The following is a 15,441-nucleotide window of genomic DNA, read 5'->3' on the forward strand; positions in this document are numbered from 1 at the left end:
CCATTGAGGCGGTTTCCAAAAACCATAAAGATTGGGGTAAGGATTATGAATATAGCGCCATTAAAAATGAGTTTATCCATAAAGGAAACCATCAAATTGAAAAAGATATTATTCGAAATTGGTTTAAATTATAGTTAAAAACGAAATTGTAATTTTAATTATTATTCAATTGTAATAAGCACAGAAAAAACTCCGAAATAACACTGTTTTGGAGTTTTTTTATGGAGTAAAACCATGTGAAAAGCACTTTTTGATATTGCTTTTTTGTCTTACATAAAACCATACAAAAACCATACAACGTATTATAGAATGTAATTAGTTAAAGGATTTGTGCTATATTGGTAACGCAACATTAACTGCATTACCCTTGAAAAAATTATTTTGCCTTACTACACTATTGTTTTTTTTGTGCTCATTTGTATTGGTTGCACAAGAAATGCCTCCCATTGATGTTTACACACCAAAATCTTATGGCGCTGAAAATCAAAACTGGTCTATTGCGCAATCAAAAGACAAGTATATTTATGTTGGCAATAATAAAGGTCTGCTGGAATTTAATGGTGCAAATTGGCGTTTATACCCATCGCCAAACGAAACTATAATCCGATCTGTTAGTGTTTTTGACGATGTTATTTACACCGGTTGTAGCAAAGAGTTCGGTTATTGGAAAAGAAACAAGTTTGGAGATTTATTTTACACATCGCTTTCCCAAAAGCTTCAAATCGATTTTTTAGAAGAAGAAGAGTTTTGGAATATTATAAATCTAGACGATTACATATTGTTTCAATCTTTAGAAAGAATTTATATATATAATAAAAATGATGTATCGTATTCTGTAATTGATTCCGATACCACCATTTATAAAATGTTTAAGGTGAATGGTAGCATTTACTTTCAGCAAACCAAGGATGGCCTGTATAAGATTGAAAATGGCAAGTCTAAAGTAATTTCAAATCACACCGTATTACAAAACAATTTATTGGTTAATGTTTTTAATCATAAAGGAAAACTATTAATTGAAACTGAAAACACAGGGTTTTATGTTTTAGACAACAAGGGCCTTGAGCAATGGGATATTCCTGCTAGAAAGCTTGTTCCCGAAAGTGGTGTTTACCGAAGTACAAAATTGCGAGATGGTAGTTTTGTGCTCGGAACCAGGTCGAATGGCATTTTTCATTTAACAGAAGATGGAGAAATCAATTATCACATCAACATCATAAACGGTTTAAGTAATAACACTATACATGCCATTTTTGAAGATGCCGAAAATAACATTTGGCTGGCTTTGGATAACGGTATTAATTGTATAAATATTAAATCGCCATTTAGAATTTATAACGATAAAGAAGGGAAGATAGGGACCGTTTACGCATCGGCAGTGTACAACAATTACTTGTATTTGGGCACAAACCAAGGCTTGTATTGCAAGCCTATTAACGCTAATGGTGAATTTGAGTTTATTGAAGGCACCCAAGGCCCTGTTAGGTGTTTGGTAGAGCTTAACGACACCTTGTTTTGCGGGCACGATACCGGCACATTTCTTATAGATAAAAATACCGCAGATTTGGTGGTTGATGTTCAGGGCACTTGGAATATTGTACCGATAGACAGCTCGAAAAATGTACTGCTTCAAGGTAATTACGACGGGCTTAATGTAATTGTAAAAGTAAATGGCAAATGGATTTTGAGAAACAAAATAGAAGGGTTTGATATCTCAAGTAAGTTTTTTGAAATTTATAAAGACAATATTTTTGTAAGCCACGAATCTAAAGGCATTTATAAGATAAAAGTTGATAAGGATTTTACAAAAGCCACTGAGATTATTAAAGATTCTATAGTGGGCAAAGGGCTGAATTCTAGTGTGATTAAATATAACAACTCGATTTTTTATGCCTATAAGGAAGGCGTTTTTAAGTACCATCCTGAAAAAGAACAGTTTGTTGTAGATTCTGTTTTAAATAGTTTGTATTCGAAAGATGAATATACTTCGGGAAAACTCATATCCGATAAAGAAAACAATATTCTGTGGAGCTTTTCTAAAAAAAATCTGAGCTATGTTTCTCCAGGCAAGTTAAGCAGTGTGCCACGAGTTAAAAAAATCGCTTTATCAACGGCACTGCCCAAAGGTTTAACAGGTTACGAAAACATTTCATATCTGCAAAACAGTAAACATTTAATGGGTACATCAACAGGTTATTTGGTTTTGGATTTAGATCAAATAAAAGAAAAAGTGTATAGCATTTCAATTAATTCAATTACAAAAAGCGATGTAAAGGATAGTCTTCAGGTTGTAGATAAGCAAATTAAAGGGGATTTTGAAAACAAAGACAATAACATAGAATTCACGTACAGTGTAGCAGAATTTAATAAATATTTAGACACCGAGTATCAATACCAATTAAATGGGATTTATCCGGAGTGGAGCGATTGGTCGGCGAACTCAAGTATATTATTTAAAAACTTGCCCTATGGCGATTATGTTTTTAACGTTAGGGCAAAGGTTGGTAATAGAATAACAAATAATACGGCAACCTATAGTTTTTCCATAGAAAGACCATGGGTTTTATCAAACACGGCAATCATTATATATGTTGTTTTGTTTTTACTTATTACATCGTTGATGCATAACTTGTACAAACGATATTACAGAAAACAACGGGAAAAGTTGATGCAAAAATCGGCACGGGACTTGGAGTTAAAGGAATTGGAGAACCAACAACAGCTTATGCGTTTTAACAACGAAAAATTAAGACAGGATATTGAAAGTAAAAACCGTGAGTTGGGAATTTCTACAATGAGTCTAATAAAAAAGAATGAGTTTTTAAACAATTTAAAAAAGGAACTTAAAAATGTTTCGGATAATGATAAAAACTTAAATTCGGTAATTAGAATCATTGATAAAAACCTTAACAATACAGATGATTGGAATGTGTTTGAAGAAGCTTTTAATAATGCCGATAAAGACTTTTTGAAAAAGATTAAGGCCATCCATCCTTCGTTAACGTCAAACGATTTAAGGCTATGTGCCTATCTCCGGTTAAATCTCTCATCAAAAGAAATAGCTCCGCTACTTAATATTTCACCAAGAAGTGTAGAAGTAAAAAGGTACAGATTAAGAAAAAAAATGGATTTACCACACGAGTCGAGCTTAACAAATTATATTCTTGAAATTTAAGAACTATACATTTATATTTTATACCTATACAATACCACAACATTTAGTAAAATAACGTTTTTTTAACATTAATTTGTTTTTTAGTAATTCGTTGGTAAAACCCCGATTTTATTATGGTTGTCACAATAAACTTTACTTTTTTTTGCTATGTATACTTTTTGTTTGGGTGAAAAATAAGGCTACATCAATGGTATAGAGTAGTTTTACATAAACTCAAAAAACTAACTCTATGAGACACAATCTCTTTAAAATTCTAACACTTTTCTTTATAGCATATTCAAGTGCTCAAAATGTAAATGTTAGTGGAAACGTACAAGACGATACAAGCTATCCTATACCGGGAGCAAATGTATTGGTAAAAGGTACAAGTAATGGCGCCGTAACAGACTTTGACGGTAACTTTACTATTACTGATGTTAAAATCGGAGCAACACTTGTCTTTAGTTATATAGGTTATATAACGCAAGAAGTTGTTGTTGCTAACGGCGATACTTTAAACATTCAATTAATGCCGGACATCGCACAACTTAGTGAAGTAGTGGTTGTGGGTTATGGTACGCAGAAGGTTACTAAAGTGTCCGGTGCTATTTCAACGATAAAATCAGAATCAATTGAAAAAATAAAACCTTTAAGGGTTGAAGAAGCATTACAAGGTAGCGCTTCGGGTGTTTCGGTAATTCAAAGTGGTTCCCCAGGAAGTAAACCAACCGTTTTGGTTCGTGGTATTCCTTCGTTTTCCGGGGTTGACCCAGTGGTTATTATTGATGGTGTACCTCAATCTTTAGATGATTTAAATTCTATTAGTTCTGCCGATATTCAATCAATTAATATTTTAAAAGATGCTGCATCAACAGCAATTTACGGTGTTAAAGGTGGAAACGGTGTAATTGTAGTTACAACTAAAGGTGGAAGAAAAAACCAAAAAACCGAATTTAACTATAATACCTATACAGGTGTACAATCTGTAATAAGAAAAATAGGTTTATTAAATGCTACCGAATATGCTGTTATGGCCAATGAAGGAAGCTCGGTTGCTGGTGGAAGTTTAATTTTCCCGGATATTTCTAATATAGGAATGGGCACCGATTGGCAAGATGAGGTATTTAAAAATGCAACTGTAAACTCGCATACATTATCTGCTAGAGGAGGATCAGAAACTGTAGGTTACTTTTTATCAGCAGGCTATTTGAGTCAAGGCGGTGTTGTTGGCGGTGATGATAAATCTAATTTTAATAGAGTAAACTTTACTTCAAACTTAGATTTTCAGTTAACTTCTAAATTAAAATTCTTAATTAACACAAGTTATGCGAACATTAAAAGCAAAACCATAGCAGAAAACTCTTTTAATTCCATTTTAGGAAATGCTATAAATTTCGATCCTACGGTACCGGTATTTAACAACGATCCTAACGATTTTGCTACATACGGTTACAGTAACTTATTGTTATCTGAGATTTTTAATCCGGTACAACGATTAGATGATACCTATAATGAGAACAATGGAAACAAGTTGTATGGTAAATTCGAATTACAGTACGATATATTGGATAATCTTAAAATATCGTCGCGTTTTGGTTACACCAAATGGGATCTAGTAGGCAAGAGTTTTTCTCCTTTAGCGTATTACGGACCCAATAACGTGTCTAGTCAATATTTACCAGATGGCACGGTGCCTATGCAAACTGTAGATAATGGCGATGGTACAACAAGTACAATCCCGTCGTTCCACAATAGTGTTACCGAATACACGGCATCAAATTTTAATTACACTTTTGAAACATTTGCCAGCTATAATTTTAGCTTAAACGATGCACATAATTTCGATGTTGTTTTAGGTTTAGCCCGAAGCAAATCTACAGGACATGGTTTTGGTGCCACTAGACAAGATGTAAGAGATAACTCATGGGCTTGGGCAGATATTAGTGCTGCTACGGGTGTTAATACCAAATTAAATACCAATGCCTATACAGGGTATAGCTACCAAAATTTAGAGCGTAGAAACATGTCTTTCTTTAGTAGGGTTAATTACGATTATAAAGACACGTATTTGGCATCGTTTTCTGCAAGACGCGATGGCTCTATAGCTTTTGGTGATGATAACAAGTTTGCCAATTTCTTTGCAGGGTCTTTAGGATGGGTTGTAACAAACGAAGATTTTTTCAATTCAGAATCTATTAATTTCTTAAAGATTAGAGGAAGTTATGGTACGGTTGGTAATGAAAATGTAAATCCGCAGTATGTAGGTATTTCTGTGGGCGGACCAAGTTATAACTCTACCGCGAATAGTAACGGATATACGTTTGGAACCGAGTTTGTTTCTGGCGCCACGGTTAATTCGTTTAGCAACCCAACATTGAGTTGGGAGGAGCAAACACAATATAATGTAGGTTTAGATGCTACATTATTTAATAACTTATCTATTACTGCAGATTATTTTAACAAGTCTGTTGAAGGATTATTATTTACAGATGCACCGCCACTTTATGCGGGTACTTCAGAACCAGTTACATCTAACATTGGAAGTACAGAAAGTAAGGGTATAGATTTAACATTAGGATATAGGACTAACGGAGACGATTTTAAGTTTGATACATCATTTACGTTCACAACGTCTAAAAACTTGGTAACCGCAACAAATACCGATGGTACTGCATTTGTGCCAGGTGGGTCTTATTTTAATGGTCAAGCGCATAATGCAACGCGCTTCCAAAAAGGGTTTACACCGGGGTATTTCTATGGTTTTGAAACAAATGGATTATTCCAAAATCAGGCTGAAATCGATGCGCATGCCACACAAACGGGAGCGCAACCAGGAGATATTCGCTTTGTAGATATTAATAATGACGGCATCATTAACGATGATGATAAAACAAATATTGGAGACCCGTTTCCGGAATTCACTTTAGGTTGGAATTTAGGATTTGAGTACAGAAATTTCGATTTAGGCATGTTTACTTATGCGTCTGTTGGAAACGACATATTTAGAGCCTATGAGCGTAATGCGATATACACGAATAAAGATAGAAGCATTTTAAACCGATGGATAGGGGAAGGCAGTACCAACGACGCTAAAAATCCGCGATATACTTTTGCCGATTCCAATAGTAATATCAGACCATCAGATCGATATATTGAAGACGGTAGTTTTATTAAAATTAAAAGTTTAATTTTAGGATACACACTACCTGAGGACTCAAATAATGTATTTAGTAAAGTGCGTATTTATGCCCAAGCTAAAAACTTATTAACACTTACAGAATATACGGGTTACGACCCTGAGATATCAGGTGGAATTTTAGATACAGGTATAGACAGAGGTGCTTATCCGCAGGCAAGAACATTTCTAATTGGTTTAGACCTTAAATTTTAACATCCAAAAATAAATTAGTATGAAAAATATAAAAAACAGTATAGTATTAACCATGATACTTTCAATCTTTGTTGGTTGTTCAGATGTTGTTGAATTCGACCCGCATGATGAGTATCAAGTTACCGAGGCTGATTATCTGCAAACAGAATCAGACTACCGGACTATGGCAGTGAGCTGTTATACACCAACACAATGGTTAAATCAAATGGTGGTTATTGGCGATATTGCATCAGATAATGCCGTTGCAGGTGGCGAAAATGCTTCCGATGTACTATCGTTGCAAAACATTGATGATTACGATTATCAACTTTTAGCAAACAATTCAACACTTCAAGATTTATGGCTATCGGCTTACGAAGGCATTAACAGAACCAACTATCTTATAAGTTATAAAGATGTTAACCTGTTAGGAAACACGGTAGATTTTAATGGTAAGGAAGCACTTTTTGGCGAAGTTCGTTTTTTAAGGGCTTATTATTATTTCAATTTGGTTAGAATGTTTGGCGATGTAGTGTTATTTACCGATCGTAAATTAGGTATCACGGATTTTGGAACCTTACAAAGATTGCCTAAAGCAGAGGTGTATGCACAAATAGAAACCGATTTAACAAACGCTATTAATGCTTTGCCTACATCGGCTTCGCAACAAGGGCGTGTAACAAAATATGCTGCTCAAGCTTTACTGGGTAAAGTGTATTTGTACCAAGAAAAATTTGACTTGGCGGCACCAATGCTTGAAAACGTGGTAAATGGCCCATTTAGTTTAGTACCAACTTTTGATGATATCTTTTTATTTGAAGGTGAAAACGGTCCAGAATCAATTTACGAAGTACAATACTCAAATGGTTCCCCGTATTATAACTGGGGCGGACAAACAAGAGGTCAAGGAAATTACGCGGTACAGCAATGTGGTGTAAGAGGTTTAAGTGGTTCGGCGGATATGCCTTTTAATGCTGGTTGGAGTACAAATTTACCAACACAGGATTTAGCTTTGGCTTATGAAGATGGCGACCAGAGAAAAGACGCTACGGTTTTTGATGTTGCTGCTTATGCTGCAAATAATCCAAGTCTTAATGTTACATTTCAAGTGGCTCCTTTTAAAAATACCGATTTATATAATAAAAAGTATTTACCAAGAAAAGGGCAAACAAGCGGACAAATTGAGTTGAATTACGAAAACAATCAACGTATTATCCGTTATGCAGACGTGTTGTTAATGGCAGCAGAAGCTAACTTAAGAGCATCTAACGGTAGCGCTGCTAAAGCACAAACCTATTTAGATATGGTAAGAGATAGAGCCTTTGGCGATACTAACCATAGGGTTACAGCAACAGTTCAAGCGGTTTGGGATGAAAGACGATTGGAATTGGCTATGGAAGGCGATCGTTTTTTCGATTTGGTGAGAACAGGTCAAGCAGCTACAGTTTTAGGAAGCGGTTATAGCACGGCTACAAAAGGTTTGTTTCCTATACCTCAAAGAGAAATCGATCTTTCTGGATTATCACAAAATGACGGCTATTAAAAACTTAAAAAACAAATTATGAAAACATTAAAATATATTTTTAGCACGATCTTAATTATAGTTTTGGCATGGAGTTGTGAGGAAAACGTGTTTGGCGATACAGATTTTGTTGATAGCACTAAGGCTCCAACAAATCTATCGGCTGCGGTTAGTATTTCACAAGACAATACGGGCGTAGTAACCATTACACCCTTAGGTGAAGGTGTTGCAAGTTATAGTATTGACTTGGGCGATGGCTCTGAAATTGAAGAAGGCATTACTCCTGGCAATAGCATAGAACATGTTTATAAAGAAGGAACTTATGATGCAACAATTACGGCAGCGAGTATAAATGGGTTAACAACATCCATTACACAACCTGTAGTGGTGTCATTTAAAGCACCGGAAAATTTAGTTGTAACCATCGAGAATGATGCTGCAATTTCAAAGCAAGTAAATTTATCGGCAACTGCTGATTTCGCTACATCTTATGAAGCGTATTTCGGAGAGCCAGGAAACGATGACCCAATTCCTTTTAATATAGACGAAACCATATCGTATCAATATGCAGAGGCAGGAACATATACAATTAGAGTTGTAGCTATGAGTGCCGCTATTGAAACTACGGAGTTTTCTGTAGATTTTGAGGTAACCGCAATTTTACAACCATTAGAAGCTGCGCCTGCTCCAATTAGAGCACAAGCGGATGTGATTTCAATTTATAGTGATTCTTATACAGATCCAGATCCAATTGATTACAACCCGAATTGGGGACAATCAACAACGTATACGCAAATTGAAATTGGCGGAAACAACATGATTCAATATGGTGATATTACTTACCAAGGAATCGATTTTTCTAGCGTAGCTGTTGATGCTTCGGCCATGGAATATGTTCACGTTGATGTTTGGACAGCACAAGCAGGTTTCAATGCTAAAATATCTCCTATTAGTGCAGGACCAAATGAAACGGCTTATGATTTAGAGTTAACTCAAGATCAATGGACATCATTTGATATTCCATTATCTGTCTTTACAGATCAAAACCCATTGGTAGACTTTTCAAATATTATTCAATTTAAGTTTGAAGGTTCTCCATCAGAAGGTGGTACCATTTTTATTGACAACCTTTACTTTTACAAAGTGCCAACAGGCGTAGAAACTGGTATTGTTGGAACATGGAAATTGTCATCGGCAGCTGGATCATTAGGTGTAGGCCCATCAGTTGGTGATGTTAGTTGGTGGAACTGTGATGATACTTGCGTATCGGACAGGGCATGTTATTATGATGATACTTATGTGTTTAACCAAGACGGTTCTTTCCAAAATGTATTAGGTGCTGATACCTGGGTTGAGGCTTGGCAAGGTGGTGGTGACTCATGTGGCGCTCCGGTTGCTCCTCATGATGGCTCAAACGCTGCAACCTATGTATACGATGAAAACACAGGTACAGTTACTCTAAACGGTACTGGTGCTTTTATAGGATTGCCAAAAGCAACCAATACGGGCGAACTTTCTAGTCCTGGTGATGCACCAGCATCGGTTACTTACAATGTTAGCTTTGTAGACCCAAATACCTTATCGGTATATATTGAAGCGGGAGCAGGTGTGTTCTGGCAGTATACCTTAGTAAGAGAAGGCGTGGTTAGCTCACCATTAACAGGAACATGGCAAATGGCTCAAGAGGCAGGAGCACTAGGTGTGGGACCAGCTCTTGGAGATACCACATGGTGGAATTGCGACGACGCTTGCGTTTCAGGTAGAGCATGTTACTATGATGATGCTTATGTGTTTGGAGCCGACGGTTCTTTCCAAAATGTATTAGGAACCGATACTTGGGTAGAGCCTTGGCAAGGTGGCAGTGATGCTTGCGGAGCACCTGTAGCACCTCACGATGGATCAAATCCAGCAACATTCACCTTCAATTCCGGCATATTGACATTAAATGGCGTGGGAGCTTATATCGGTTTACCAAAAGCAACCAATACAGGCGAGCTTTCAAGTCCTGGAGATGCGCCGGCATCAGTTATATATAACGTGTCTTTTATAGATAATAATACAATAAGTGTATCTATTGAAGCAGGAGCAGGTGTATTTTGGCAATATAAGTTAGTAAGAATCTAAAAAAATTAAATTATGAAAAACATAAAATATTATATCGGAATGTTTTTGGCACTAGCTTTAGTATTTACTAGTTGTCAAGACGATGATATTTCAATGGGCGAATTAATTGCCCCATCTAATGTCACAATTTCTGCCGAAGTTTTTGGAGTAGATGCAAGTAATCCTAACGGAGATGGATCCGGATTTGTAGATTTTTCTGCAACAGCAGATAATGAAATTAGTTACCAATATGATTTTGGTGATGGTAAATCAGAAATATCTTCAACAGGTAAAATAACCCATAGGTACACAACCACAGGGGTAAATACTTATACGGTTGTTGTTAGCGCTATTGGTGCCGGTGGAATTAAATCGAGCACTTCTATGGAAGTTGAGGTGTTTAGTTCATTCTCCGATCTTGAAGCTGTAGAAATGTTATCAGGAAAAGTAATAGGAGGCTCTAAAACATGGTATTGGGCTTCTAATTTACCAACTCATGTTGGTTTAGGTCCTGTTGAAGATGATTATGGAAATGGTGAATTTGCCTATGAAGCTTGGTGGAATTCCATTGGGCCATGGGATGAGGAAAAATCATGTATGTACACCAACGAATTTGTATTTACTAGATTAGAAGAAGGCTTAACATTTGAACAAACCGTTGGTCCTGCATTTATACCAGGAACTTATGCTGGTGATTTAGGTGTTGCTGGCGATACTTGCCATGATGAAACCGTAGCTACAACCATGTTTGGTGTTAAAAATGTATCATTTGCACCTTCTTCTTCTAAAGCAGCGCTTGAGGGGTCATATAATGAAGCACCTTACAGAGGCACTAGTTTCGAAATTGCTGATGGCGGATTTATGGGATGGTATGTTGGAGCATACACTTATGATATTATATCGATTACCGATGACTTTTTAGAAGTTAGAATTATTCAAACCGGCAATGGATTTGCTTGGTATCATAAATTTACCTCTGTAAAACCTGAAGAAGGAGCGGTTGAAGAATTTGAATCTCAGTACAATACACTGGTGTGGTCTGATGAGTTTGATACAGATGGTGTTCCGGATGCAGCAAACTGGACTTACGATACTGGCGCTGGAGGCTGGGGTAACCAAGAAGTGCAAACTTACACTACCAATGCAGAAAATGTAACGGTTAGCGGCGGATCACTTATTATAACAGCCAAAGCAGATGGAAGCGGTGGCTATACCTCGGCAAGAGTAAAATCTCAAGGTTTACAAGCGTTTACTTACGGAAGAGTTGAGTTTAGAGCTAAATTACCAAGCTCACAAGGAACTTGGCCTGCATTGTGGATGTTAGGTGAAAGCTTTTCTACCATTGGTTGGCCAAGGTGTGGAGAGATAGATGTTATGGAGCAAACAGGTTGGGACAAAGAAACAACTTTAGGAACATTGCATTGGTTCGATACAGGAACAAATGCCAATGCGTCTTATGGTGAAACAACATCTATAGCCGATGTGTCTTCAGAGTTTCATTTATACTCTTTAGAATGGACTGAAGATAAGTTAACCGTAATGCTTGACAATGTGGCCTTTTTTGAAATGGACAATAATTCAGGTTTACCGTTTAACGATGATTTCTTTTTTATCATGAACATCGCCATGGGCGGAACTTTAGGTGGAACAATCGATCCTGGGTTTACCCAAGACACGATGGAAATTGATTACGTAAGAGTTTATCAATAAAAGTTTGAGAGTTATTAAAAGGGTCGGCATTTTACCGTCCGGCCTTTTTATACCATTTTCTTATTTAAAATAGCGCTTTGGTCACTTAGTCGCATGCAATTCAAACGATTATAATTAATGAACAATACAGTTTTAACAGCAGATAAAAACGTTTTGAACCACACCCAAAAAGTAAAGGGTGAACTGGTGGATTTTGATGGCGAAGCGTATTACAAGATTTCCAATAGTGACGCTATGCGACCATTTTTTATGAGCATCGTTAGCGACTCCAACCATTGGATGTTTATTTCTAGCAATGGCGGTTTATCGGCAGGTAGAAAAAATTCTGAATCTTCATTATTTCCTTATTATACCGATGATAAAATAACCGAACTTGCCGATATTACGGGAAGCAAAACCATCTTTCAAATTCATTTAAAAGGAAAAACCTATGTGTGGGAACCTTTTTCGGAAAGACAGGCAGGACTTTATCAAATTACCAGAAACATATATAAAAACAGATACGGCAATAAGGTTGTTTTCGAGGAAGTTAACAAAGATTTAAGGCTAACGTTTCGATATCAGTGGAGTACAAGTAACCAATTTGGTTTTGTAAAAAAATCGACCCTTCAGAATAATTCCAATAAAGATTTAAACATCACTTGTTTAGACGGATTGCAAAATATTTTACCCGCTGGGGTAACTTCCGATATGCAAAACGCATACAGCAATTTGGTTGATGCTTATAAAAAGAACGAATTGTTGCCAGAAGTTGGTTTAGGTATTTTTTCGTTAAGTGCCATTATTGTTGACAAGGCAGAACCTAGTGAGGCTTTAAAAGCGAACACGGTATGGTCTGTTGGGGTTGAAAATCCAACATATTTAATATCATCATTGCAACTTAACGATTTTAGAAAAGGACGTACAGTAAAGCAGAAAGAAGACATTCGAGCCGAAAAAGGTGCGTATTTTACGGTTTCAAATATAGATTTACAAGCCAATTCAGAAAAAAATTGGATGTTTATTGCCAATGTAAACCAAACCATTACGGGAATTACCCAAATTTCCGAACTCATAAAAAGTGAAAATGACGTAGTTCGTCTTATTGAAAATGATATTGAGTTGGGTACGGAAAACCTAATAAAATTAACCACAGCTTCTGATGGTTTGCAAGTAACCGCAGACCCTTTAACAAACACAAGACACTTTGCAAACACGCTTTTCAATATCATGCGTGGTGGCATTTTTGATGACGATTACAACATCGAAAAACAAGATTTTATAACATACATTTTGAAGGCCAACAAAGACGTTTTCAATACAAAACAGAAAACCTTAGAAGCCCTACCGGAAATTTTTCAATTAAAGGATATTAAAGCTTTCGCTGAACAAAGTGCGGATAAAGATTTTAAACGTTTGTGTTTCGAATATTTACCATTAAAATTCAGCCGAAGACACGGCGACCCGAGCAGGCCTTGGAACAAGTTTTCAATAAACACAAAAAGTGAAATTGACGGTTCTAAAATTTTGGATTACGAAGGCAATTGGCGCGATATTTTCCAGAATTGGGAAGCACTGGCACATGCGTATCCAGAATTTATTGAGGGTATGATTCACAAATTTTTAAACGCCACAACTTTTGAAGGCTACAACCCGTACCGCGTAACAAAAGGCGGATTTGATTGGGAGGTTATTGAAGAAGACGATCCGTGGTCGTACATAGGCTATTGGGGCGATCATCAAATTATATACCTTTTAAAATTTTTGGAGTTTATTGAAAAGCATTACCCAAATAGATTGGAAAAACTATTCGACCAAAATATTTTTGTGTATGCCAATGTGCCTTATAAAATTAAGAGTTACCAAGACACTTTATCAAACCCAAAGGACACGATTGATTTTGATTATAAACTGAATGAAAAAATCAACGAAAGAAGGACCAAAATAGGCGCAGACGGGGCATTGCTTTTAGATAAAAATGCGTCCATTTACAAAGTCAATTTAATTGAAAAATTATTGGCCACCGTATTGGCAAAACTATCTAATTTTATTCCCGAAGGCGGTATTTGGTTAAACACCCAACGCCCCGAATGGAACGACGCCAACAACGCTTTGGTGGGCAACGGTGTCTCGATGGTTACTTTGTATTACTTAAACCGTTTTTTAAATTTCTTTGAAACGGTGGTGTCGAAATCAGACACCGAAGAGGTAGAAATATCTTCAGAATTAAGGGTGTTTTTTAATCAAGTGGTTGCCACATTCCAAAATAACAAAAATATACTTTCTGGGCCTATTTCAAATAAAGACAGAAAAACAGTTTTAGATGGTTTAGGAAACGCAGGCAGTACATACAGAAACACAATTTATGAAAACGCTTTTTCAAGCGATAAATCTTCAATAAACAAAACAGAGCTTTTAGAGTTTATTGATGTTACAAAATCGTATTTGCAGCACACCATTGCGGCAAACAAACGCGCAGATAATTTATATCACGCCTATAATTTAATGACTGTTGAAAATAACGAAGAAATTTCCATTTCATATTTATCCGAAATGCTCGAAGGTCAAGTTGCCGTTTTAAGTTCGGGTTATTTAGCGCCAAAAGAAGCCTTGGATTTATTGGAAGAATTAAAATCTAGCGCCCTCTTTAGAGCCGACCAATATAGCTATATTTTATATCCAAATAAAGACTTGCCAAGGTTTGATAAAAAGAACAATATTCCAGCCGAAAACGTGGAGCAATCCCAATTATTAAAGCAATTGGTTGATGATGGGAACACGCAGATAATTGAAAAAGATATTTTAGGAAATTTCCATTTCAACGGAAACTTTAATAACGCAAATAGTTTAAAGGAAGCGTTGCATAAATTATCGGATGAAAAATATAAACCGCTGATTGAAAAAGACACCCAATTCTTATTGGATACATTCGAAGCTGTCTTCAATCACAAAGCATTTACGGGACGTTCGGGAACATTTTTTGGTTACGAAGGATTGGGGTCAATTTATTGGCACATGGTTTCCAAATTGGTATTGGCGGTTCAAGAAAATGTACAGTTAGCCATTAACACCAATGAAAGCGACGACATAATAGGCAGATTGTTAGATCACTATTACGAAATTCAAGCCGGTATTGGCGTACATAAATCTCCAGAATTATATGGCGCATTTCCAACCGATCCGTATTCGCATACGCCAGCAACAAAAGGTGCACAACAACCGGGAATGACGGGGCAGGTTAAAGAAGATGTGTTGAGCAGATTTGGGGAACTGGGCGTTTTTGTTGAAGATGGAAAACTGTTTTTCAATCCACGATTGTTACGAAAAAGCGAGTTCTTAAATTCATCAAAATCGTTTGAATATACCAGTATAAATAAAGAGGATAAAACCATTCAATTGGAGGCCGACTCATTGTGTTTCACCTATTGTCAAATTCCAATAATTTATAAAATTTCAGAAAACGAAACCATTAAAGTGGTTTATCAAGACAACACGATTCAAGAATTTCAGGATTTAAGTTTAGATGAAAAAACTTCAAAAACAATTTTTGAAAGAACAGGTGATATTAACCGCATTGAAGTTTTACTTAAAAATAGATTTTAA

General features: G+C 36.3%; 6 protein-coding genes. All 6 read left to right on the forward strand.

The features are described 5' to 3' along the window. The first annotated feature begins 367 nt into the window (after nt 1-367). Nucleotides 368-3,175 (forward strand): triple tyrosine motif-containing protein, encoded by a 2,808-nt coding sequence (locus ACN5J7_RS12690; RefSeq protein ID WP_418604190.1) that lies wholly within the window; start codon nt 368-370, stop codon nt 3,173-3,175. 229 nt (nt 3,176-3,404) lie between these two features. Continuing rightward, nucleotides 3,405-6,545, forward strand: a complete 3,141-nt coding sequence (locus ACN5J7_RS12695; protein WP_418604191.1) for a SusC/RagA family TonB-linked outer membrane protein — start codon at nt 3,405-3,407, stop codon at nt 6,543-6,545. Between the two features lie 19 nt (nt 6,546-6,564). Continuing rightward, complete coding sequence (locus tag ACN5J7_RS12700) at nt 6,565-8,067, forward strand: RagB/SusD family nutrient uptake outer membrane protein (RefSeq protein WP_311942299.1); 1,503 nt, start codon at nt 6,565-6,567, stop codon at nt 8,065-8,067. An 18-nt stretch (nt 8,068-8,085) separates the two neighbouring features. Continuing rightward, on the forward strand, nt 8,086-10,170 hold the full coding sequence (locus ACN5J7_RS12705) for a hypothetical protein (protein ID WP_418604192.1): 2,085 nt from the start codon (nt 8,086-8,088) through the stop codon (nt 10,168-10,170). Between the two features lie 12 nt (nt 10,171-10,182). Further along, entirely contained in the window at nt 10,183-11,859 is a 1,677-nt protein-coding gene (locus tag ACN5J7_RS12710) for a family 16 glycosylhydrolase (protein WP_418604193.1), read from the forward strand. 117 nt (nt 11,860-11,976) lie between these two features. After that, complete coding sequence (locus ACN5J7_RS12715) at nt 11,977-15,441, forward strand: hypothetical protein (protein WP_418604194.1); 3,465 nt, start codon at nt 11,977-11,979, stop codon at nt 15,439-15,441.

It is taken from the genome of Hwangdonia sp. (assembly GCF_048381975.1).
Lineage (GTDB): Bacteria > Bacteroidota > Bacteroidia > Flavobacteriales > Flavobacteriaceae > Hwangdonia > Hwangdonia seohaensis.